This is a genomic window from Allobosea sp. (assembly GCF_036675845.1).
Classification (GTDB): domain Bacteria; phylum Pseudomonadota; class Alphaproteobacteria; order Rhizobiales; family Beijerinckiaceae; genus Allobosea.
Genome location: NZ_JAKFED010000142.1, coordinates 1 through 21,212 on the forward strand (window position 1 = coordinate 1; position 21,212 = coordinate 21,212).

At 69.0% G+C, this 21,212-nt stretch carries 20 protein-coding genes; 7 read left to right on the top strand and 13 right to left on the bottom strand.

Features of this window, described 5'->3' with window-relative positions; all coding sequences use genetic code 11:
- The first annotated feature begins 296 nt into the window (after positions 1–296).
- Together ychF and V6M56_RS14890 are read left to right on the top strand one after the other, a co-directional pair.
- Positions 297–1,394, top strand: a complete 1,098-nt coding sequence (gene ychF / locus V6M56_RS14885; RefSeq protein WP_332684897.1) for a redox-regulated ATPase YchF — start codon at positions 297–299, stop codon at positions 1,392–1,394.
- Positions 1,395–1,403: 9 nt separating this feature from the next.
- Positions 1,404–2,432 (top strand): MaoC family dehydratase, encoded by a 1,029-nt coding sequence (locus V6M56_RS14890; RefSeq protein WP_332684899.1) that lies wholly within the window; start codon positions 1,404–1,406, stop codon positions 2,430–2,432.
- Positions 2,433–2,495: 63 nt separating this feature from the next.
- Here V6M56_RS14890 and V6M56_RS14895 read toward each other — a convergent pair whose 3' ends face one another.
- From V6M56_RS14895 to V6M56_RS14935, 9 genes are all read right to left on the bottom strand, one after another.
- The gene (locus V6M56_RS14895) at positions 2,496–3,803 is read right to left on the bottom strand and encodes a GGDEF domain-containing protein (protein WP_332684900.1); all 1,308 of its coding nucleotides are present in this window, start codon (positions 3,801–3,803) and stop codon (positions 2,496–2,498) included.
- A 53-nt stretch (positions 3,804–3,856) separates the two neighbouring features.
- Complete coding sequence (locus V6M56_RS14900) at positions 3,857–4,501, bottom strand: class II aldolase/adducin family protein (RefSeq protein WP_332684901.1); 645 nt, start codon at positions 4,499–4,501, stop codon at positions 3,857–3,859.
- The gene (gene mtnA, locus V6M56_RS14905; protein WP_332684902.1) at positions 4,498–5,607 is read right to left on the bottom strand and encodes an S-methyl-5-thioribose-1-phosphate isomerase; all 1,110 of its coding nucleotides are present in this window, start codon (positions 5,605–5,607) and stop codon (positions 4,498–4,500) included. Before mtnA ends, V6M56_RS14900 begins: the two co-directional genes overlap by 4 nt.
- Positions 5,608–5,614: 7 nt before the next feature.
- Positions 5,615–6,160 (bottom strand): adenine phosphoribosyltransferase, encoded by a 546-nt coding sequence (locus V6M56_RS14910; RefSeq protein ID WP_332684903.1) that lies wholly within the window; start codon positions 6,158–6,160, stop codon positions 5,615–5,617.
- A 145-nt stretch (positions 6,161–6,305) separates the two neighbouring features.
- Positions 6,306–7,187, bottom strand: coding sequence for an S-methyl-5'-thioadenosine phosphorylase (locus tag V6M56_RS14915; RefSeq protein WP_332684904.1), 882 nt, complete (start codon positions 7,185–7,187; stop codon positions 6,306–6,308).
- A 223-nt stretch (positions 7,188–7,410) separates the two neighbouring features.
- Positions 7,411–8,274, bottom strand: coding sequence for a cytochrome c1 (locus V6M56_RS14920; protein ID WP_332684905.1), 864 nt, complete (start codon positions 8,272–8,274; stop codon positions 7,411–7,413).
- A 13-nt stretch (positions 8,275–8,287) separates the two neighbouring features.
- Positions 8,288–9,571 carry a cytochrome b gene (locus V6M56_RS14925; RefSeq protein ID WP_332684906.1) on the bottom strand — a complete coding sequence of 428 codons (1,284 nt, stop codon included), beginning with the start codon at positions 9,569–9,571 and terminating at the stop codon, positions 8,288–8,290.
- 59 nt (positions 9,572–9,630) lie between these two features.
- Positions 9,631–10,182, bottom strand: a complete 552-nt coding sequence (gene petA / locus V6M56_RS14930; protein ID WP_332684908.1) for a ubiquinol-cytochrome c reductase iron-sulfur subunit — start codon at positions 10,180–10,182, stop codon at positions 9,631–9,633.
- A 192-nt stretch (positions 10,183–10,374) separates the two neighbouring features.
- The gene (locus V6M56_RS14935; protein WP_332684909.1) at positions 10,375–12,240 is read right to left on the bottom strand and encodes an ABC transporter ATP-binding protein; all 1,866 of its coding nucleotides are present in this window, start codon (positions 12,238–12,240) and stop codon (positions 10,375–10,377) included.
- Positions 12,241–12,370: 130 nt separating this feature from the next.
- Between V6M56_RS14935 and V6M56_RS14940 the strand changes: the two genes are divergently transcribed.
- Together V6M56_RS14940 and hemF are read left to right on the top strand one after the other, a co-directional pair.
- Positions 12,371–12,880, top strand: a complete 510-nt coding sequence (locus V6M56_RS14940; RefSeq protein WP_332684910.1) for a tRNA (cytidine(34)-2'-O)-methyltransferase — start codon at positions 12,371–12,373, stop codon at positions 12,878–12,880.
- 136 nt (positions 12,881–13,016) lie between these two features.
- Positions 13,017–13,940 carry an oxygen-dependent coproporphyrinogen oxidase gene (hemF, locus tag V6M56_RS14945; protein WP_332684911.1) on the top strand — a complete coding sequence of 308 codons (924 nt, stop codon included), beginning with the start codon at positions 13,017–13,019 and terminating at the stop codon, positions 13,938–13,940.
- A 137-nt stretch (positions 13,941–14,077) separates the two neighbouring features.
- Here hemF and V6M56_RS14950 read toward each other — a convergent pair whose 3' ends face one another.
- The 4 genes from V6M56_RS14950 to V6M56_RS14965 all read right to left on the bottom strand — a co-directional run bounded on the left by V6M56_RS14950 (position 14,078) and on the right by V6M56_RS14965 (position 16,909).
- The gene (locus tag V6M56_RS14950) at positions 14,078–15,325 is read right to left on the bottom strand and encodes a CCA tRNA nucleotidyltransferase (RefSeq protein WP_332684912.1); all 1,248 of its coding nucleotides are present in this window, start codon (positions 15,323–15,325) and stop codon (positions 14,078–14,080) included.
- Positions 15,312–15,578: a DUF6111 family protein gene (locus V6M56_RS14955; RefSeq protein WP_332684913.1), complete on the bottom strand. Its 267-nt coding sequence runs from the start codon at positions 15,576–15,578 to the stop codon at positions 15,312–15,314. The genes V6M56_RS14950 and V6M56_RS14955 overlap by 14 nt, the downstream gene beginning before the upstream one ends.
- Before the next feature lie 72 nt (positions 15,579–15,650).
- On the bottom strand, positions 15,651–16,328 hold the full coding sequence (locus V6M56_RS14960; RefSeq protein ID WP_332684914.1) for a CoA pyrophosphatase: 678 nt from the start codon (positions 16,326–16,328) through the stop codon (positions 15,651–15,653).
- Positions 16,328–16,909: a DUF1285 domain-containing protein gene (locus tag V6M56_RS14965; RefSeq protein ID WP_332684915.1), complete on the bottom strand. Its 582-nt coding sequence runs from the start codon at positions 16,907–16,909 to the stop codon at positions 16,328–16,330. The genes V6M56_RS14960 and V6M56_RS14965 overlap by 1 nt, the downstream gene beginning before the upstream one ends.
- Before the next feature lie 183 nt (positions 16,910–17,092).
- On the opposite strand from V6M56_RS14965, the gene V6M56_RS14970 reads away from it, so the two are divergent.
- The 3 genes from V6M56_RS14970 to V6M56_RS14980 all read left to right on the top strand — a co-directional run.
- On the top strand, positions 17,093–18,121 hold the full coding sequence (locus tag V6M56_RS14970) for an AAA family ATPase (protein ID WP_332684916.1): 1,029 nt from the start codon (positions 17,093–17,095) through the stop codon (positions 18,119–18,121).
- A gap of 10 nt (positions 18,122–18,131) precedes the next feature.
- Positions 18,132–19,046, top strand: a complete 915-nt coding sequence (locus V6M56_RS14975; RefSeq protein WP_332684917.1) for a DUF58 domain-containing protein — start codon at positions 18,132–18,134, stop codon at positions 19,044–19,046.
- Between the two features lie 127 nt (positions 19,047–19,173).
- Positions 19,174–21,212 (top strand): BatA domain-containing protein (locus V6M56_RS14980; RefSeq protein ID WP_332684918.1); only part of this gene is annotated, 2,039 nt, incomplete at its 3' end.

Genomic DNA, 21,212 nt, shown 5'->3' on the forward strand with positions numbered 1-21,212 from the left:
GCGCCCTACGATGGATCCCGGGCCGAGCTTCGCTCGCCCAGGATGACGGCAGTGACCACGATTGGCGAGGAGGAGACCGCCCCCTCCGGCGCGCCGCCGTGAATGCGACTTGTGCCCCCGGCGAGAGCTCGGAGGCTTCGGCGGGCCCCTTGCCGCGGCCCGCCATGCACTTTCGCGTGAGGCCTGCTCCGGCCCGCCATCTTGTCTTTTGCTGCCTTGCACCCAATAACGCGCCGGAGAAAAGAAATGCTGTATCGCGGTGCCGAAATGCGGCCGCGACCTGATGGGCGAGCAAAATGGGTTTCAAATGCGGTATCGTCGGCCTGCCTAATGTCGGCAAGTCGACCCTGTTCAACGCGCTGACGCAGACCGCGGCGGCACAGGCGGCGAACTATCCCTTCTGCACGATCGAGCCCAATGTCGGCGACGTCGCGGTCCCCGATGAAAGGCTGGAGCAGCTTGCCGCCATCGCCGGCTCGAAGGAGATCATCCCGACCCGGCTGACCTTCGTCGACATCGCCGGCCTGGTCCGCGGCGCCTCCCGGGGCGAAGGGCTCGGCAACCAGTTCCTCGCCAATATCCGCGAATGCGACGCCATCGCCCATGTCGTGCGCTGCTTCGAGGATGGCGACATCACCCATGTCGAGGGCAAGGTCGCTCCGATCAACGACATCGAGATCATCGAGACCGAGCTGATGCTCGCCGATCTCGAGAGCCTCGAGAAGCGCGTCCTGCCGCTGGAAAAGAAGGCCAAGTCCGGCGACAAGGAAGCCAAGGAGCTGGCCGAGCTGATGAACCGCTGCCTCGTGCTGCTGCGCGAGGGCAAGCCGGCCCGCCTCGTCCAGGTCGCCGCCGACGAGCGCAAGGCCTTCGCCATGCTCGGCCTGCTCTCGTCGAAGCCGGTGCTCTATGTCTGCAATGTCGAGGAGGCGAGCGCCGACAAGGGCAACGCCTTCTCCGAGCAGGTCAAGGCACGCGCCGCCGAGGAAGGCGCCGTCGCCGTCGTCGTCTCGGCCAAGATCGAGAGCGAGATCGCGGTGCTGCCGCAGGCCGACCAGAAGGACTATCTCGACGCGGTCGGCCTCGAGGAACCCGGCCTCAACCGGGTGATCCGCGCCGGCTACGCGCTGCTCCACCTCGTCACCTATTTCACCGTCGGCCCCAAGGAGGCCCGCGCCTGGACGATCGAGAACGGCACCAAGGGTCCCGCCGCCGCCGGCGTGATCCACACCGATTTCGAGAAGGGCTATATCCGGGCCGAGACCATCGCCTATCACGACTATGTCGCCAACAAGGGCGAGGCCGGCGCGCGCGAGGCCGGCAAGTTCCGGCTCGAAGGCAAGGAATATGTCGTCGCCGATGGCGACGTGCTGCATTTCCGCTTTGCCAACTGAGCCGGCGCGATGCGGTATTTCGAGGATTTCGTCGCCGGCACCGTCGTCGAGAGCGGATCGCTTGCGGTCTCGCAGGACGACATCCTCGCCTATGCCCGCCGCTTCGACGCGCAGGACTTCCACATCGATCCCGAGGCCGCCAAGGCGAGCTTCGTCGGTGGCCTGATCGCCTCGGGCTGGCATAGCTGCGCGTTGCTGATGCGCCTGGCGGCGGAGGCGGTCTTCCTCGACGCCGCCTCGATGGGCTCTCCGGGCATCGAGGAAGTCAAATGGCTGCGGCCGGTGAAGCCGGGCGATGTCCTCAGGCTGCGCCAGACCATCGCTGAGACCAAGGAATCACGCTCGCGCCCGGAAATGGGATTGGTGCGCTTCCGCTTCGAGTTGCTGAACCAGCGCGACGAGCCGGTTCTCGAACAGCTCAACTGGGTGATGATCGGCCGCCGTGGCTCCGGCTTCGAGGCACCGGCCGGCGATTGGCTCGCCCATTCGCCGAGCTATGTCGCGCCGAACCGGACCAGCGAGGTCGAGGCCGCAACCGGCGCCTCGGCTCCGGCTCGCTTTTTCGACGATCTTATCGTCGGCGAGAGCCATGAGCTCGGCAGCCTGGTCTTCACCCCGGAGGAGATCGTTGCCTTCGCCCGCTCCTTCGATCCCCAGCCCTTCCATATGGACGAGGCGGCCGCCCGCAACAGCTCCTTCGGCGGGCTCTGCGCCTCGGGCTGGCACACCGCCGCCGGCTGGATGGCCGCGATGGTGGTTCACCGCCGCCGCCAGGAGGCCGCGTTCGGCAGCGGCCCCGCGCCACGCCTCGGCCCCTCCCCCGGCTTCAAGAATCTGCGCTGGCTGAAGCCGGTCTATGCCGGCGACCGCATCACCTACCACTCCCGGATCGCCGACAAGCGCGCCAGCGCCTCGCGCCCGCAATGGGGCCTGTTCTTCCACCAGAACAGCGGCGTCAACCAGAACGGCGAGACCGTGTTCAGCTTCGAGGGCTGCGCCTTCGTCGAGCGCAAGAGCCGAGTCCGTCTCTCGCTTTGAGAAAGAGACCGTTTTTCCGGTCAGCTTGCGGCGCAAGCTGACCGGAACGCGCTCTTGAACTGATCAGCCGGCGATGCGCTGCGGCGTCGCCTGCCGGCTCGCAGTTTCGATGCGGTCGCGGCCGTTGCGCTTGGCGGCATAGAGCGCATCATCGGCGCGGGCATGGAGGCTCGTGCCGTCCAGCGGCCCCTCCCCGGCGCAAAGCCCGATCGAGACCGTCACCCCCGTCAGCTCCGCATGCAGCGTTTGCCAGGGCACCAGCGCCAGGGCGCGGCGGATGGCGGTCGCGATCTCGTGGACGGTCTCGATCCGCAGGCCGCAAAGCAGGATGCCGAACTCCTCGCCCCCGATCCGCGCCACCAGTGCCGAAACCGGCCGCACCTGATCCGCGACGACTTCCGCGATAACTTTGAGGCAGGCATCGCCCACCAGATGGCCGAAGCGGTCGTTGATCGACTTGAAGTGATCGACGTCGATCATCATCAGCGCGAGCGGCTGCGGAAGCGCGACCGCATCGGCGAGACCCGCGACGAAGCGACGGCGGTTGGCGAGGCCGGTCAGCCCGTCCGTCTCGGCCAGTTCCGCCAGTGCCGCATTGGCCCGGCGCAGCGCCTCCTGGGCTTCCAGCAATTCCATCTGCTGGCGCTTGGCGACCGTGATGTCGGCATGGGTGAAGAAGCTGAGGCCGCCGGTGCTGTGCCGCGCGATCAGCCTGAGCCAGCGTTGGCCCGGCAGCTCGATTTCGAAGGGCACGCCGTCATAGCGCAAGCCGTTGCTGATTGCCGCGCGCCAGGCCCCTGCGGGCGAGGCGCCGCGCCAGCACCAGGCGATGATCTCGTTCAGCGTGCGGCCGACGACGGGCCTGCCGCGGGGCAGATCGTATAGCCGCCGAAAGGCATTGTTCGCCGCGATCACGCGCTCCTTCGTATCCAGGATCGTCGCCCCGTCGGGAATGAAGGGCAGCGCGTCGATGATCGGCAGCACCAGCTCGGGCGCCGTCTCCGCATGGCTCTCGACATCGAGCCGCTGCCACAGGCGAACACGGCCGCCGTCGGGCGCACGCAGCGAAGACGCGCGAAGCCTGCGGCCGTGATGGATGAACTCGAAGGGCTGCGTCTGGTTCTCGTGGCGAGCGACGCCCTCCGAGACATGTCGCTCGATGTCCGGCAACTCTTCAGGCGGCAGGCGGCCGCGATAGAAGCGCAGCAGATTGTCGCCATAAGGCTCGCCGACGTAGATCACGCCTTCGTCCTCGGGGAACAATTGCAGGAAGGTACTGTTCCAGCCCACGGCCCTCATCTCCGCATCGTATTCGCAGGCCCCAATACCGAGGGCGTCGAGCGAATCGTGCAGATAGCGCGAGAGCTTCATCCTCCTGTCCTTAGACGAGAGGCCTTAACAAGCAGTAAGATGCGTCCTTAAGATCAACCGACCTTTCCGTAACCGGAGAACTTCGCCGAGACGCGCGCCATCTCGGCCGCATCGAGGATGACCGGCTCGAGCCCGGAGGCCAGCAGGTCGAGATACTGCCCCGCCAGGTTCTCCACCTCGGCGACGATGGTGTGGGCGCCGGCGAGGCCCCCGCCGAGCGCGATCACGCCGTGATTGGCGAGCAGCACCGCCTTGCGACCCTCCAGCGCCCTGACGGCGTTCGCCGCCAGTTCCGGCGTGCCGAAGGTGGCGTATTCGGCGCAGCGCACATCGGCGCCGCCACAAAGCGCGATCATGTAGTGGAAGGCCGGGATGCCGCGCCGGGCGCTGGCGAGCGCGGTCGCACGCGGCGAATGGGTATGCACGATCGCCTGCGCGTCGGGACGCGCCTTGTAGATCTCGGTGTGGAACGGCCATTCGGAGGACGGCTTGCCGGCCCCCGCCAGAACGGCGCCATCGAGCGCGAGATGGATCAGGTCTTGCGGACGCGTCTTCGCATAGGGCAGGCCGGACGGCGTGATCAGCAGCCCGCCTTCGAAGCGGGCCGAGACATTGCCCGATTTCGAGGGGCAGAAACCGGCACGGTCGATCGCCTGCGCCACCTCGACGATTTGCTGGCGAAGTTCGGTCTCGGTCATTTCGCGCGCTCCTGCGCCAGTTCGGGAAAGAGCCGGCTCAGGCCCTCGAAGCTCGCCGGCGCAACGCCGCGCTCGGTGACGAGGCCGGTGACGAGCCGGGCCGGCGTGACGTCGAAGGCCGGATTGGCCGCCACGCTGCCCGGCGCCGTCACCTGGAAACTGCCCGGCTGGCCATCTTCGCCGAGCCCCCAGAGATGCGTGACCTCGCGGGCCGAGCGCTCCTCGATCGGGATATCGCTCAGGCCATCGCGCAGCGACCAGTCGATCGTCGGCGAAGGCAGCGCGACATAGAACGGCACGCCATTGTCGCGCGCCGCCAGCGCCTTGAGATAGGTGCCGATCTTGTTGGCGACATCGCCGGTCGCGGTCGTCCGGTCGGTCCCGACGATCACCATGTCGACCTCGCCCTGCTGCATCAGATGGCCGCCGGCATTGTCGGCGATCACCGTATGCGGCACGCCATGGGCGCCGAGCTCGTAGGCGGTCAGCGCCGCACCCTGGTTGCGCGGCCGCGTCTCGTCGACCCAGACATGGACCGCGAGCCCTACGTCATGCGCCAGGTAGATCGGCGCCAGCGCCGTGCCCCAGTCGACGGTCGCGAGCCAGCCGGCATTGCAATGCGTCAGGATATTGATCCGCTCCCCCGCCGGCTTGCCGGCAGCGAGGCTGCGGATCAGCCCGAGCCCGTGCTCGCCGATGGCGCGACAGAGCGCGACATCCTCGTCGCAGATCGCCGCGGCCTCGGCATAAGCCGCGGCAGCGCGCTCCGCGACGGCCACGCCGATCAGCCGGGCCCGCATCCGCGCCAGCGCCCAGTGCAGGTTGACCGCTGTCGGCCGCGTCGCGCCGAGCAGGGCAAGCGCCTGCTCCAGCGCCGGATCGGCGGCGTCGGCCCGCAAGGCGAGCGCCACGCCATAGGCGGCGGTGGCGCCGATCAGCGGCGCACCGCGCACCGTCATGTGGCGGATCGCGCCGGCCGTCTCCCCGACAGTCGAGAGCCTGGCCGTCTCGAAGCTGAAAGGCAGCTTCGTCTGGTCGATGACGACGACGCTCCAGCCATCCTCGCCGAGCCAGATCGTGCGATAGGCCTTGCCGCCGATCTTCATGCCGACCTCAATGTCCCGGGAAGGAGACCAGCGTGCGAACCGGCACGCCGAGCCGGCGGATCTTGTCGGCGCCGCCGAGATCCGGCAGGTCGACGATGAAGCAGGCGGCGACCACCTCGGCGCCGAGCGAGGAGAGCAGCTTGACCGCGCCCTCCGCCGTGCCGCCGGTCGCGACCAGGTCGTCGACGAGCAGCACGCGCTCGCCGCGCACGACCGCATCCTTGTGAACCTCGATCTCGTCCGTGCCGTACTCCAGCGAATAGGGCATGCTCACCGTCTCGAAGGGCAGCTTGCCTTTCTTGCGCACCGGCACGAAGCCGGCCGAGAGCTGGTGCGCGACCGCGCCGCCGAGAATGAAGCCGCGCGCCTCGATCCCGGCGATCTTGGCGATCTTCAGTCCCGCGAAAGGCTGCACCAGCTCGTCGACGGCGCGCCGGAAGGCACGCGCATCGCCGAGCAGCGTGGTGATGTCGCGGAACAGAATTCCGGGCTTCGGGTGATCGGGAATGGTCCGGATCGCGTTCTTCAGGTCGGAGAAGGGGGTCCGGTCCATCAGGTCTTCCATCGGCTGCGTCGCCTCCTCTTAGAGCCGGATGCGAAAAAGTGGAAACCGGTTTTTCGCGATCATCCTGCTCTAACTCCTTGATGAGAGACGGATTCAGCTTTCGAGAAAGATGCGCGCGCCGGTTCCACGATGTTCAGCCGGCGGGCTTCAGCACCCGCCCCGCCACCGCGTCGAGCCTGGCGACGAGCGCCGGGTCGCGGAACTCCGGCGCCGTGACGATGGCGAAGTCGAGGGCGTTATGCGAGCCCGCCGGGCAAGGCTGGCGCTCGGCCGGGAAGTCGGCGGCGAGCCTCGCCACCAGCCGGCGCGCCTTGTCGGCGTTCTCGTGCAGCACGGCGATCACCGAGGCGACGTCGACCGCAGCATGCTCCTCGTGCCAGCAATCATAGTCGGTCACCATCGCGACGGTGGCGTAGGTGATCTCCGCCTCGCGGGCGAGCTTGGCCTCCGGCATCGCCGTCATGCCGATCAGGTCGTAGCCGAGACCCTTATAGGTCAGCGATTCGGCATAGGTCGAGAATTGCGGCCCTTCCATCGTCACCAGCGTGCCGCCGCTGACGAAGGGCAGGCCCTCGGCCTTCGCGGCCTCGGCGATCCGCTCCTGCAGGGCCGGGCCGACCGGGTGCGCCAGCGAGACATGGGCGACGCAGCCCTTGCCGAAGAACGAGCCTTGCCGGCCCGCCGTGCGGTCGACGAACTGGTCGACCAGCACGAACAGGCCGGGATAGAGCTCGGCCTTGTAGGAGCCGCAGGCCGAGAGCGAGACCAGGTCGGTGACGCCGGCGCGCTTCAGCACGTCGATATTGGCGCGGTAGTTGATCTCGGATGGCGGGATCGCATGGCCGCGGCCATGGCGCGGCAGGAAGACGATCCTGGTTGCGCCGATACGGCCGAAGCGCAGCGCGTCGGACGGCTCGCCCCAGGGGCTTTCGATGCGCTCCTCGCGCAAGTCCGTCAGCCCCGGCAGGTCGTAGATGCCCGAACCGCCGATGATGCCCAGAACCGCCTCGGCCATGTTCAGCTCCCGAAATCTGCCCGGATAAGGATCGCGATTCGGTGACAGCCGCAACACGGCGGCTCTACCCGACCGAACGCATCCCGGAACCTTGTCGATAAAGGCTCAGCACGGGTCCCGGACCGGCGCCGCTTCGCGGCTTGTCCGGGACGACCAGCTTGAACTCGCGATCCACAAATGAAAAAGGCCCCGTTTCCGGGGCCCTCTTCGACTTCAGTCTCGCTCAGTGCGCCGCCGCGTGATCGGGCAGGCGCGACCAGACCTTCTTCTTGGTGTAGTAGAGCAGCCCCGCGAAGATGATCAGGAACAGCATCACCTGCATGCCGGTGCGCTTGCGCGCCTCGAGATGCGGCTCGGCCATCCACATCATGAAAGCCGAGACGTCCTTTGCATACTGCGCCACCGTCTCCGGCACCGGCGACTTGCCGTCGGGGCCCTTGGGATACTCGACCTGCCCGTCGCTGATCGGCGGCGGCATCGCGATCAGATGGCCCGGCATATAGGTGTTGAAATACTGGCCCGGCAGCAAAGTCGTGCCCGCCGGCGGCTCGGTATAGCCCCGCAACAGGGCGGTGATGTAGTCCGGACCCTGCTCCTGGTACTGCGTGAAGATGTCGAAGACGAACTGGGGGAAGCCGCGCTCATAGGTGCGCGCCTTGGCCAGGACCGAGAGGTCCGGCGGGAAGGCGCCGCCATTGGCCGCGCGCGCCGCCTGCTCGTTCGGGAACGGCGCCGGGAAGGGATCGGCCGCCCGGCCCGGCCGGTCGAACATCTCGCCGGTATCGTTGGGGCCGTCCTTGACCGTATAGGTCGCCGCCAGCGCCGCCACCTGCGAGGCGGTGAAGCCCGGCCCACCCGGCTGCGCCAGGTTGCGCAGCTTGATCAGGTTCATCGAGTGGCAGTTGGCGCAGACTTCCTTGACGACCTTGAAGCCGCGCTGGAGCTGGGCCTGGTCGAACTTGCCGAAGGGACCGGAGAAGGACCAGGTCTCGGCCGGCGGCTTGATGCGGTCGCCAGCGCCGAAGGCCGGGCCGGCCAGCGCCACGGCGGCAAGGCCGGCGGCGAGCGAGAGACGGAACGGGATCATGCGCATCGTCTCATCAACCCTTGGCGTTCGGTTCGGAGGCGGTGGCGGCGCCGAGGCGCGCGCCCGAACCGCCCTTGATGCTGGCCAGCACCGAATCCGCGATGGAAGTCGGCAGGGGCCGCGGCCGCTCGAAGATGCCGATCAGCGCCAGCGCGACGAAGAAGCCGAAATAGAGCGCGGTGAAGATCTGCGAGGCGATGACGTAGCCGCCCTCGGCCGGCATCGCGCCGAGATAGCCCAGGCCGATGCAGACCACGACGAAGGCCCAGAAGAACTGGCGCGCGATCGGGCGATAGGTCATCGACTTGACCTTGGAGGTGTCGATCCAGGGCAGGAAGGCCAGGACCACGATGGCCGCACCCATGGCGAGGACGCCGCCGAGCTTGTCGGGAATGGCGCGCAGGATCGCGTAGAAGGGCAGGAAGTACCATTCCGGCACGATATGGGCAGGCGTCGCCGCCGGGTTCGCCGGGATATAGTTGTCGGCATGGCCCATGAAGTTCGGCTGGTAGAACACGAAATAGCTGAACACGAAGATGAAGCAGACCATCCCGAACACGTCCTTGATGGTCGCATAGGGGGTGAACGGCACCGTGTCCTTGGCGACGTTCTTCACCTCGACGCCGGTCGGGTTGTTCTGGCCGACATGGTGCAGCGCCCAGATGTGCAGGATGACCACGCCGAAGATCATGAACGGCAGCAGGTAGTGCAGCGAGAAGAAGCGGTTCAGCGTCGGATTGTCGACCGAATAGCCGCCCCAGAGGAAGGTGACGATCGTCTCGCCGACCACCGGCAGGGCCGAGAACAGATTGGTGATGACGGTCGCGCCCCAGAACGACATCTGACCCCAGGGCAGGACATAGCCCATGAAGGCGGTGGCCATCATCAGGAGGAAGATGACGACGCCGAGGATCCAGAGCACCTCGCGGGGCGCCTTGTACGAGCCGTAATAGAGGCCGCGGAAGATGTGGATGTAGACGGCGACGAAGAACATCGAGGCGCCGTTGGAGTGCAGATAGCGCAGCAGCCAGCCATAGTTCACGTCGCGCATGATGTGCTCGACGGAGTTGAACGCCATCGTCGCATGCGGCGTGTAGTGCATCGCCAGGACCACGCCGGTGACGATCTGCGCCACCAGCATGAACATCAGGATGCCGCCGAAGGTCCAGAGATAGTTCAGATTGCGCGGCACCGGGTAGGACACCGCCGAATCATGCACCAGCCGCACGATCGGCAGGCGGGCATCGAGCCAGCGCTCGAAACCCGTCTTGGGTTGATAGGTGCTGTGACCGCTCATGCTGCTTGCCTCAAGCTCTCTCAAATCCGCCGAATGCCGTCCTCGCCCGTCTTCCGGGCTCAGCCGATCTTGATCTTGGTGTCCGCGTTGAATGCATAGGGCGGCACCGGCAGGTTCAACGGCGCGGGTCCCTTGCGGATGCGGCCGGAGGAATCATAGTGCGAGCCGTGGCAGGGGCAGAACCAGCCGTCGAAATCGCCCTTCGGGTCGCCGGGCGCGTTGCCGAGCGGCACGCAGCCGAGATGGGTGCAGTTGCCATAGACGACGAGGAACTGCTCGTGGCCTTCCTTGACGCGGTCCTTGTCGGCCTGCGGGTCGGGCAGGCTGGCGAGGTTGACGGCGCGCGCCTCGTCGATCTCCTTCTTGGTGCGGTGACGCACGAAGATCAGCTTGCCGCGCCAGAACAGCTTGATCGCCTGGCCTTCCGCGATCGGCGCGAGGTCGAGCTCGATCGGGGCGCCGGCGGCGACCGTCTCCGCGTCAGGCGCCAGCTGGCTGATCAGCGGCACCAGAACCGCACCGGCCCCCACGATGCCTGCCGCCCCTGTCGCCAGCATCAGGAAGTCGCGGCGGGTGGTCTCGGTGCCTGTCGTCTCGGTCGCGTGCGCCACGATCCAATTCCCTACTCGACCGCCGGCCCTGCCGGCTCAAACAATGTCCCGCGCCCGCCATGCGAACGCCGGCGCCATGCCGCGGTGAGGCAGCGTATCGGCTCGGGGCTCTTTGGCATGCAGTTTTGATGAAGTCTACTGTCGCTCGCGCCGCAGCCTATCGCATCGCAGCAACCCCGCCGCGCGGCAGGCTCAGGCCGGAATCTGGTCGCTGTCGGCCAAAGCCAGGAAGCCGCCCGACTGGCGGGCCCAGAGCCGGGCGTAGAGTCCGCCGCGCGCCACCAGCTCGGCATGGCTGCCGGAATCGACGATCCGGCCCTTGTCGAGCACGATCAGCCGGTCGAGCGCGGCGATCGTCGAGAGCCGGTGGGCGATGGCGATCACCGTCTTGCCCTCCATCAGCGCGGTGAGTTGCGCCTGGATCTCGGCTTCCACCTCCGAATCGAGCGCCGAGGTCGCCTCGTCGAGGATCAGGATCGGCGCATCCTTGAGCAGCACGCGGGCGATCGCGATGCGCTGGCGCTGGCCGCCCGAAAGCTTGACGCCGCGCTCGCCGACGCGTGATTCGAACCCCTTGCGCCCGTCCTGGTCGGTCAGCTCGATCACGAAGTCATGGGCGGCGGCGCGCCGCGCCGCCTCCGCGATCTCGGCTGCCGTCGCGCCGATCCGGCCATAGGCGATGTTGTCGCCGATCGAGCGGTGCAGCAGCGAATTGTCCTGCGTCACCATGCCGATCTGCGCCCGCAGCGATTCCTGCGTGACGGCGGCGATGTCCTGCCCGTCGATCAGGATGCGCCCGCCTTCGAGCGGGTAGAGGCGCAGGAGCAGGTTGACCAGCGTCGACTTGCCGGCCCCGGAAGGCCCGACCAGGCCGACCTTCTCGCCGGGACGGATCTCCAGGTCGAGGCCCTCGAACAGCCCGCCCCTGCGGCCGTAATTGAAGCGGACATGCTCGAAGCGGACCGCGCCTGCGGTGACCGCGAGCGGCGTCGCCTCGGGCGCGTCCGTCAGGTCGTGCGGCTTGGCGATCGTCTCCATGCTCTCCTGCACCGAGCCGATGTTCTCGAAGATGCCGCGCACGAGATGGATCAGCCAGCTCGACATCTGGACGAGGCGCAGGACGAGACCGATTGCCGCAGCCACCGCGCCCGGGCTCATCTCGCCCTGGCTCCAGAGCAGCAGGCAGAGCCAGGCCGTGGCGACGACGAGCAGGCTGTTCATCGTCTGCAGGATGACGCTGACGCCGGTGATCAGCCGCGACAGGTTCAGGAACGAATCGTTCCAGCGCGTCAGCGAATCGCGCACCGCAGAGCGTTCGGCGTCGGCGCGGGCGAAGAGCTTGACCGTCAGGATGTTGGTGTAGGCGTCGACGATCCGCCCGGTCGTCGTCGAGCGGCCGAGCGAGTTCGCCTCGGAGCGCTTCTTGGCGCGCGGCACGAAATAGATCAGCAGCCCGACATAGGCCGCAAGCCAGATGATCACCGGCAAAGCGAGCCAGAGGCTGGTCGAACCGAAGAAGCCGATCGCCACCGAGGCGAAGATCAGCGCGTACCAGAGGTCGTCGATCACCTCGATGGTGGCGCCGCGGATCGCCTGCCCTGCCTGGATCACCCGCGCCGAGAGCCGCCCGGCGAAGTCGTTCTGGAAATAGGAGAGCGCATGGCCGAGCGTGTAGACATGGTTGCGCCAGCGGATCTGGTTGGTGATCTGCGGCACCACGACCTGGTCGACGATGGCGTGGTTGGCGAAATAGACCAGCGGCCGGACCACGACGAGCAGGAACGCCGCGCCGGCCAGCAGCCAGCCATGCTCGCGGAACACCGTTTCGGGTGACTGGGTGGCCAAGAGGTCGACGAACCAGCCGACCATCAGATACATCGCCGCCTCGATGCCGGAAAAGCCGAGGCCGGTCAGCATGATCAGCGCCATCCAGCCCTTCACGCCCCGGATATGGTGCCACATGAAGGGAAGGACGCCGCGCGGCGGCGTCGTCGTCTCGTCGAACGGCTCGAAGACGTCGACGCGGCTTTCGAGGAAGCGGAAAAGCGGGGCGAACATGGAACCGCTCTCCTCGGACAGGGGTGGTGGTGCTGCTGCCTGCTATATGGGCCGCCTGACAGCCGAGGGCCAGAGCATGGCCCTGCCGCAGCTTGACGCCCGCCGCGCGCCGGCCGCATGAGGCTGGCCCATGCTGCGTCTCGCCCTCTACCAGCCCGATATTCCGCAGAACGCCGGCACGATGATCCGCATGGCCGCCTGCCTCGGCGTCGCCGTCGATATCGTCGAGCCGGCCGCCTTCGACGTCTCCGACCGCAATTTCCGCCGCTCGGGCATGGATTACCTCGAGCGCGCCGCGATCATGCGGCATGATTCGTTCGCCGTCTTCGACGCATGGCGCCGCGAGGCCGGCCACCGCCTCGTGCTCGCCGAGACCGACGGCGCTGTCGCGCATACGGCGTTTGCCTTCCAGCCCGGCGACATCGTGGTGGTCGGCCGCGAATCGGCCGGTGTTCTTCCCGATGTCTATGCGACAGCCGATGCCAGCGTGCATGTGCCAATGCGCCACGGCCTGCGCTCGTTGAATGTCGCGCTGGCGGCGGCCATCGTTCTCGGCGAGGCGTTGCGGCAAGTGGATGGCTATCCAAGGAACCGCGGGGAACCCCTCTCCTGTAAGGAGAGGGGCAGGGGTGAGGTGTAGGCCGTTGGAAGCCGGGGCAAGGTGGTGGTGAGCGCTCGCTTCTCGGGTTTGCGGGCCTACACCTCACCCTGCCCTCTCCTTACAGGAGAGGGTTCCCCGCGCTTTGATGAAGTTGAAGTGAGCGCGGACGAGATCAATGCACGACCAGCGGACTCCGATATCCCCTTCCAGCCTGGCATTGGCCGAGGCGCTGAAACCGCGCGCCGCCGCCTGGTTCGAAAGCCTGCGCGACCGCATCTGCGCCGCCTTCGAGGCTTTGGAGGATGAGGCGACCGGCCCTTACCCGCCCGAGGCCGCAGCACCCGGCCGCTTCGTCCGCACGCCCTGGCAGCGCCGCAACCATGACGGCGCCGCCGGCGGCGGCGGCATGATGTCGCTGATGGCGGGCCGCGTCTTCGAGAAGGTCGGCGTCCATGTCTCGACCGTGCATGGCAGCTTCCAGCCGGAATTCGCCGGTCAGATCCCCGGCGCCGCCGAGGACCCGCGCTTCCATGCCACCGGCATCTCGCTGATCGCCCATCCCTGGAACCCGCACGCGCCGACCGTGCACATGAACACCCGTTTCGTTGTGACGACGAAGCCCTGGTTCGGTGGCGGCGCCGACCTGACGCCGGTGCTGGTGCGCCGCCGCGAGCAGGACGATCCCGACGCACAGGCCTTCCACGCCGCCATGCGCGCGCCCTGCGAGGCGCATGCCGCTGTCGCCGACTATGAGCGCTTCAAGAGCTGGTGCGACGAGTACTTCTTCCTGAAGCATCGGGGCGAGGCGCGCGGCATCGGCGGCATCTTCTACGATTACCTGTGGAGCGGCGAGCCGGAGGCCGACTTCGCCTTCACCCGCGCCGTCGGCGAGGCCTTCCTCGACATCTATCCGAAGATCCTGCGCGCCAATCTCGGTACGCCCTGGAGCGAGGCCGACCGGCACGAGCAGCAGGTCCGCCGCGGCCGCTATGTCGAATTCAACCTGCTCTACGACCGCGGCACGATCTTCGGGTTGCGCACCGGCGGCAATGTCGATTCGATCCTGTCGTCCATGCCACCGACGGTGCGCTGGCCGTAGCGCCTCCCTTTCCGCCATCGGTGTCGTCGCGGACAAGCCGCATCAGCGGCGCCGATCCGGGACCCATGCCTGAGCCTCGATCGGGCAGGCTCAGGCATGGGTCCCGGGTCTTCCTTCGGTCGCCTGGGACGATTGCCTTATGTCGCAGGCGCCCCATCGCGGACAGCCACCCTGGCGACCAGCGCCATCTGCTCCTCGCGCCCGGCAGGGCAGCCGGCGGCGATCCAGTCGCGGCGCGCCTGCTCCAGAATCCGTCCGACGGCCGGGCCGGCCGCGATCCCGAGCGACACGACGTCCTTGCCGCTCGGCAGGAAGGTCGGCGTCCGGCCGAGCCCGGCGATGAGTTCCTGGACCTCGGCGCCGCGACCGGCATCCGCGACGGCATTCGCCAGCACCAGCCCGGCGGCGACGGCATCGGCCCCGACGCGGCGCGCGCTCTCGCGCAGTCCGGCGAGCGAGGGCAATTCGACACGCCCCGACAGCGCCTCCAACGCGAGCGCGATCCGCTCGATCCGGTCCAACTCGGCGTTCGACAGGCGCAACTTCTCGCGCAACCGCGTCGCATCCTCCCGTGTCGCCACCGCCAGCGCCGCCAGCCGGAAGGCCGGGTAGACGCCGTCCCCCGGCGCATCGGCGATCGCGGCGAAGCGCGAAAGCTGCGGCACGCCGCCGATAACCGGCACCAGCAGCCCCGCCCCGGCCATCGCCCGCAAGGTCGCCGGCGCCCGAGGCGCGACGAGGAGTTTCAGCAGCTCGGCCCGCACCCGTTCGCGCGACAATCCCTCCAGCCCGGCCCGGCCCGCCGTGCAGGCCGCGAGCCCGTCCCTGTCCGGTTCGCCGGCGCCGTAGCGGGCATGGAAGCGGAAGAAGCGCAGAATCCGCAGATAATCCTCGGCGATGCGGTCCCGCGCCTGGCCGATGAAGCGGACCCGGCGGGCCGCCAGATCGTCGAGCCCCCCGGCATAGTCGTGCAGGGCCCCGGCGGCATCGAGCCCGAGCGCGTTGATGGTAAAGTCGCGCCGCAGCGCGTCCTGCCGGAAGTCCCGCCCGAAGGCGACGACGGCATGGCGGCCATCGGTCTCGACATCGCGGCGCAGCGTCGTCACCTCGAAGGGCGTACCCGCGACGACGACCGTGATCGTGCCGTGCTCGATCCCGGTTGGCACCGGTTTGAAGCCGGCGGCCTTCGCCCGGCGCGCCGTCTCCTGCGGCAGCGCGGTCGTGGCGACGTCGATATCCGCTACCTTCTCGCCGAGCAGCGCGTTGCGGACGGCGCCGCCGACGATGCGCGCCTCCTCGCCGTCGCGGTTCAAGGCCGCCATCAGCGCGGCGATGTCGGCCCGCGCCAGCAGCGGGCCGAGCCGGCCATGCTCAGGGCCTGTCATTGAACTGGCCCGGCACCAGCCGGCCGTCCTCGACATGCGGCGGCACGAAGGCGCCCTGGTGCCGCGGCGCAACGATGCCGGCATAGATGAAGGAGGCGATGCCGAGCACCATCCCGACCACGGAGAGCCAGAACAGATGGCCGCTCCAATGCTCGACGTCGAACGGATTGCGCTTCCGGATCACGAGATAGCCCGCGAACAGGCAGAACGGCAGGACGAAGAGCAGAAACTCCTCGATCAGCATGCGCAGCATCAGGCGTGACCTATCCCCATGAGCATGATGCCGAAAACGGGCTTCCGGTTTTTGGGCGGCATCATGCTTTTCTCATAAGCCTCGGCCGGCGAGCCGCTCGTAGAGATTGCGGATCATCCCGGCCGTGGCGCCCCAGATATAGCGATCGCCATGCGGCATCGCATAGTAGGTACGTTGCCGCCCCTTCCATTCGCGGGCATGGCGCTGGTGGTTGGCCGGATCCATCAGGAAGGCGAGCGGCGTCTCGAAGGCCTCGTCGACCTCGGCCGGGTTGATCGTCAGGGTCAGGGGCGGCTCGATGAGCCCGACCACCGGCACGACGCGATAGCCGGTGCCGGTCAGATAGGCGTCGAGATAGCCGATCGTCCGGACCCGGTCGCGCGCCAGCCCGATCTCTTCCTCGGCCTCGCGCAGCGCCGCGACCAGGGGCGAACCGTCGACCGCATCGACCCGGCCTCCGGGAAAGGCGATTTGGCCCGAATGGCTGCGCAGTGCCGTCGCCCGCCGCGTCAGCAGCACCGTCGGCCCGGCCGGATGCAGCACGATCGGGATCAGCACCGCCGCTGCGATCGCGCCGGCCTCGTCCGGGATCTCGGCCGGCCCCTCCTGCAGGTCGTGATCGCCGCGCGGCCGGGCGATCAGGTCGCCAGGCGCAGGCGGCGTCTCGCGCAGCCGCCCCGCCAACATCCGGGCGATGTCGCCGGCGTTCCAATCCTGCACCGGCCGCAGCAGCCGCTCTGAAACCGGCATCACAGTCCCTCGATCTCGCTCGCCGGCGCAACGATATAGAAGGCCCCGGCCACCGCGACGCCGAACTGCGCGATGCCGTCGACCTCGCGCACCTCGCCCAGCGCCAGCAGGTCATAGGTCAGCGCCCGCGTCACCCGCGCCCAGAGATCGCGCCGGACATGGACATAGGGCTTCACCCCGTCGCCTTGCGAGCGCTCGAAGCGAAGCGGATGCTCGCCATCGACATTCACGACCTCGTCGACCTGGGTCCGGAAGGCGATGCTGCGCCCGGCGCCCTCCCCCGAGAGCGCCATCTCGACCGCCTGGAACGGCGCGTCCGCGACCTTGATCCCGACTTTCTCGACCGGGGTCACGAGAAAGTAATCGGCGCCCTCGCGCCACAGCACCGAGGAGAAGAGCCTGACCAAAGCCGGCCGCCCGATCGGCGTGCCGAGATAGAACCAGGTGCCGTCGCTGGCGATGCGCATGTCGAGATCGCCGCAAAAAGGCGGGTTCCAGCGCTCCACCGGCGGCAGGCCGCGCGCTTTTGCGCCGCCGAGCGCACCCAGCAGCCGGTCCATGGCGCTTCCCGTCTCACTCATCTGTGACCTGCTCCCTTGCGTCCGGCATGCCGGTTGCATCGCTTTCTCGCCTTGAACTCTACATAATCGTGAAGCGCACTGTTGTGCACCGCCGCTCCCGGGCCCTTGAGCGGGCCCCCGCCGGGGCCCACAGTCCGGATTACATGTCATGGCCGCGCCGCGGCGAGGCTGAAGGAGATCGCCATGGTGGCGCAAGCCCGCGCACAGTCCCCGGAAGCCGGGACTCCGATCAACCTCGACGACGGGGTCGTCGAGGCGGCCGAGGCGGCGCTCGCCGCCATCGGCGCCGCGCGCGACGAGATCGGCCAGGTGATCTTCGGCCAGCAGAAGGTCGTCGATCTCTCGCTGGTCACGCTTCTCGCCGGCGGCCACGGCCTGCTCGTCGGCGTGCCCGGCCTCGCCAAGACCAAGCTCGTCGAGGCGATGGGCACGGTGCTCGGCCTCTCGGCGCGGCGTGTGCAGTTCACGCCCGATCTGATGCCTTCCGACATTCTCGGTTCCGAGGTGCTCGACGAGAGCGCCGACGGCAAGCGCCATTTCCGCTTCATCCGGGGCCCGGTCTTCGCCCAGCTCCTGATGGCGGACGAGATCAACCGCGCCTCGCCACGCACCCAGTCGGCGCTGCTCCAGGCGATGCAGGAGCACCATGTCACCGTCGCCGGCGAGCGGCATGACCTGCCGGCGCCCTTCCATGTCCTCGCCACCCAGAACCCGATCGAGCAGGAGGGCACCTATCCGCTGCCCGAAGCCCAGCTCGACCGCTTCCTGCTCCAGATCGACGTCGACTACCCCGATCGCGAGGCCGAGCGCCGCATCCTGCTCGAGACCACCGGCTCGGCCGAGCACAAGCCGGCGCAGGCGATGACCGCCGAGACGCTGATGTCGACGCAGCGGCTGGTGCGCCGCCTGCCGGTCGGCGAGGCGGTGGTCGACGCCATTCTCGACCTCGTCCGTGCCGCACGGCCGGGCGATGGCGACAAGGCCGTCACCGACAAGCTCGCCTGGGGACCGGGCCCGCGCGCCAGCCAGGCGCTGACGCTCGCCGCCCGCGCCCGCGCTCTGGTCGAGGGCCGGCTCGCGCCCTCGATCGACGATGTCGCGGCGCTGGCCGCGCCGGTGCTGAAGCACCGCATCGCTCTGACCTTCGCCGCCCGCGCCGATGGCGAGACCGTGGAGAGTGTCGTCGCCAGGCTGGTCGAGCGCCTGGGATGAGGGAAAGCTGATGCTGCGCACGCGCGTCCTCGGCCCGTCCGAACGTCAGCCGGCCCGGCCGGTCCTCAAGGCGTCGCTCGACCTGGCCGCGCGCCTGCCGCGGCTGGTGCTCGAGGCGCGCCGCGTCTCGGCCAGCGTACACGGCATCCATGGCCGCCGCCGCTCCGGCCCCGGCGAGACCTTCTGGCAGTACCGGCCGCTGGTCACCGGCGAGGCCGCCTCGCGCATCGACTGGCGCCGTTCGGCCAGAGACGGCCATCTCTTCGTGCGCGAGCGCGAATGGGAGGCCTCGCACGCCATCTGGCTGTGGATCGACCGCTCCGCCTCGATGGGCTTCTCCTCCTCGCTCGCGCTGGCCAGCAAGGTCGACCGCGCCCTCGTCGCCGGCTTCGCGCTGGCGGAAACCCTGGTCGCGGGCGGCGAGCGCGTCGGCCATATGGGGCTGACGCGGGCGCTCGCCTCGCGCCGCATCGTCGAATCGCTGGCACAGGCGATCCTCGCCGACCGGCATGGCGGCGAGGCCGACCTGCCGCCGGACCAGCCGCTGCCGCGCCTCGCCGACGCCATCCTGATCACCGACGCGCTCACGCCGGCGGAAGGGCTGGCGAAGCGCATCGCGACCATGGCGAGCAGCGGCGCCCGGGGCCATCTGCTGCTGATCGTCGACCCGATCGAGGAGACCTTCCCCTTTTCCGGCCAGGCCGAACTGTTCGATCTCGAGGACGGTCTGTCACTGCGCGTCGGCGATGCCGGCGCCTGGGGCCAGGAATACCGCCAGCGCCTGCAGGCGCATCGCGATGCCATCCGCGAGGCCTGCCGCCATGCCGGCTGGACGCTGACCCTGCACCGGACCGACCGCCCCGCCAGCGAGGGCGTGCTCCGGATCGCCAGCCTGATCGCCGCCTCGCGCGGGGTGGGGTCATGAGCATGGCCGGTCGCCATCATAGTCTTCGTCATCCTGGGCGGCCGCAGGCCGACCCGGGGGCTCCGGCCGGGATGACGGCGTTTCATCGGCCGAACTCTTGCCCGAACTCTCGCAGGGAGCTCCGCTCATGCTGAGCTCCCTGCCGATCGCCTTCTCCGCCCCGCTGGCCCTGATCGCGCTCGCCTTGCTCCCGGCGCTCTGGCTGATCCTGCGCGTGACGCCGCCCCGGCCGCGGCGGATCGATTTTCCGCCGCTGAAGATCATGCGTGACCTGGTCGCCAAGCGCGAGATGCCGGCCCATACGCCCTGGTGGCTGCTGGCGCTGCGCATGGCGGTGGCGGCTCTCGCGATCCTTGCCGTCGCCGGTCCGGTCTGGAACCCGGTGCGCGACGCCGCCGCGCTGCGCGGCCCGATGCTGCTGGTGATCGACAATGGCTTTGGCGCCGCGACCGACTGGCCGGAGCGGCTCGCCATCGCCGAGAACCGCGTCGCCGCCGCGGCCCGCGACGGCCGCGCCGTCGCTCTGCTCGGCCTCGCCGAGGCCCCGGCGGAGATCGCGCTTTCCGAGCCGCGCGCCGCGCTGGAGCGCTTGCGCGCCTTTTCCCTGCAGCCGCATGCGCCCGACCGCGGCACGCATCTGCAGCGGCTCGAAGCCTTCTGGCGCGCCCAGCCGCAGGCCGAGACCGTCTGGATCGCCGACGGGCTGGGGCTCGGCGCCGACGCCGATTTCCTCGCGCGGCTGCGGCAGGAAGGCGCGGCCGGGCGCCTGTCGATCCATACCAGCCCGGCCGACCAGCTTGCGCTGACCGCGGCCGAGAACCTCGCCGGCGCGCTCACCGTCAAGGTGCTGCGCCCGACCGTCAATGCGGCCGCCAGCGGCCAGGTCCGGGCGCTCGACCTCAAGGGCCTGCCGCTCGGCGACGCGCCCTTCGTCTTCGGCGCCACGGAACTGCAGACCACGGCCCGGCTGACGCTGCCGATCGAGGTCCGCAACGCCGTCTCCCGGCTCGAGATCGTCGGCGAGCGCAGCGCCGGGGCCGTCGCCCTGCTCGACGACCGCGCCAAGCGCCGCCGCGTCGGCATCGTCTCGGGCGCTACCGCCGACACCGCCCAGCCTCTGCTCTCGCCGACCTATTACGTCTCGCGCGCGCTTTCGCCCTTCGCCGAGATCCGCGAGCCGCGCCCCGGCTCGACCAATCCGATCGGCGAATTGCTCGCCCAGAACCTCTCCGTGCTGGTGCTGGCCGATATCGGCGCGCTCGATCGCGACACCGCCGACAAGGTCAACGCCTTCATCGAGCGCGGCGGCGTGCTGCTGCGCTTCGCCGGCGCGCGCCTCGCCGCCGCTTCCGACGAGCTGACGCCGGTGCGCCTGCGCCGCGGTGGCCGCACCCTCGGCGGCGGGCTCTCCTGGGAGACGCCGCGCAAGCTCGCCCCCTTCAGCCGCGAGAGCCCGTTCTTCGGCACTCCGATCAGCGACGACATCCGCGTCAGCCGCCAGATCCTGGCCGAGCCCGAGGCCGACCTCGCCCGCAAGACCTGGGCGGCGCTGGAGGACGGCACCCCGGTCGTCACCGGCGAGCGCCGCGGCGACGGCATGCTCGCGATGATGCACGTTACCGCCGACACGACCTGGTCGAACCTGCCGCTCTCGGGGCTGTTCGTCGAGATGCTGCGCAAGATCGTCGCCTTGTCGGGCACCAACGCCGCCGAGCCGCAGGCCGGCGACGCCAGGGTCGAGACCCTGTCGCCGACCCGCGTCCTCGACGGGCTCGGCGCCTTCCGCAGTCCCCCGGTGACCGCGCAGCCGGTGGCCCGCAGCTTCACCGGCCGCGCCACCCTCGCTCACCCGCCTGGAATCTACGGACCCAGCGACGGAACCATGGCGGTGAACACGCTCGCTCCGGCCGACGTGCTCGCGGCGCTCGATCTCGCCTCTCTGGGCGTGCCCCTGCTCCCGGTCGACCAACCGGTGGCCAAGGACATCCGGCCGCAGCTCCTGGCGCTGGCGCTCATCCTGCTGGTCGCCGACACGCTGGCGACGCTCTGGCTCGGCGGCCGGCTCAACCTGGCGCGCCGTCGTCGCGCCGCGCCGGTCGCGATCCTGGTCGCGCTCGCCTTCGGCCTGCTCGCCGCGCCCGGGCCGCTGCAGGCGCAGCCCGCCCC

What these genes read in the sequence shown, in the direction of transcription:
- ychF (WP_332684897.1), top strand. Translation starts at nt 297, where the DNA reads ATGGGTTTCAAATGCGGTATCGTCGGCCTGCCTAATGTCGGCAAGTCG.
- V6M56_RS14890 (WP_332684899.1), top strand. Translation starts at nt 1,404, where the DNA reads ATGCGGTATTTCGAGGATTTCGTCGCCGGCACCGTCGTCGAGAGCGGA.
- V6M56_RS14895 (WP_332684900.1), bottom strand. Translation starts at nt 3,803, where the DNA reads ATGAAGCTCTCGCGCTATCTGCACGATTCGCTCGACGCCCTCGGTATT.
- V6M56_RS14900 (WP_332684901.1), bottom strand. Translation starts at nt 4,501, where the DNA reads ATGACCGAGACCGAACTTCGCCAGCAAATCGTCGAGGTGGCGCAGGCG.
- mtnA (WP_332684902.1), bottom strand. Translation starts at nt 5,607, where the DNA reads ATGAAGATCGGCGGCAAGGCCTATCGCACGATCTGGCTCGGCGAGGAT.
- V6M56_RS14910 (WP_332684903.1), bottom strand. Translation starts at nt 6,160, where the DNA reads ATGGACCGGACCCCCTTCTCCGACCTGAAGAACGCGATCCGGACCATT.
- V6M56_RS14915 (WP_332684904.1), bottom strand. Translation starts at nt 7,187, where the DNA reads ATGGCCGAGGCGGTTCTGGGCATCATCGGCGGTTCGGGCATCTACGAC.
- V6M56_RS14920 (WP_332684905.1), bottom strand. Translation starts at nt 8,274, where the DNA reads ATGATCCCGTTCCGTCTCTCGCTCGCCGCCGGCCTTGCCGCCGTGGCG.
- V6M56_RS14925 (WP_332684906.1), bottom strand. Translation starts at nt 9,571, where the DNA reads ATGAGCGGTCACAGCACCTATCAACCCAAGACGGGTTTCGAGCGCTGG.
- V6M56_RS14935 (WP_332684909.1), bottom strand. Translation starts at nt 12,240, where the DNA reads ATGTTCGCCCCGCTTTTCCGCTTCCTCGAAAGCCGCGTCGACGTCTTC.
- V6M56_RS14940 (WP_332684910.1), top strand. Translation starts at nt 12,371, where the DNA reads ATGCTGCGTCTCGCCCTCTACCAGCCCGATATTCCGCAGAACGCCGGC.
- hemF (WP_332684911.1), top strand. Translation starts at nt 13,017, where the DNA reads ATGCACGACCAGCGGACTCCGATATCCCCTTCCAGCCTGGCATTGGCC.
- V6M56_RS14950 (WP_332684912.1), bottom strand. Translation starts at nt 15,325, where the DNA reads ATGACAGGCCCTGAGCATGGCCGGCTCGGCCCGCTGCTGGCGCGGGCC.
- V6M56_RS14955 (WP_332684913.1), bottom strand. Translation starts at nt 15,578, where the DNA reads ATGCTGCGCATGCTGATCGAGGAGTTTCTGCTCTTCGTCCTGCCGTTC.
- V6M56_RS14960 (WP_332684914.1), bottom strand. Translation starts at nt 16,328, where the DNA reads ATGCCGGTTTCAGAGCGGCTGCTGCGGCCGGTGCAGGATTGGAACGCC.
- V6M56_RS14965 (WP_332684915.1), bottom strand. Translation starts at nt 16,909, where the DNA reads ATGAGTGAGACGGGAAGCGCCATGGACCGGCTGCTGGGTGCGCTCGGC.
- V6M56_RS14970 (WP_332684916.1), top strand. Translation starts at nt 17,093, where the DNA reads ATGGTGGCGCAAGCCCGCGCACAGTCCCCGGAAGCCGGGACTCCGATC.
- V6M56_RS14975 (WP_332684917.1), top strand. Translation starts at nt 18,132, where the DNA reads ATGCTGCGCACGCGCGTCCTCGGCCCGTCCGAACGTCAGCCGGCCCGG.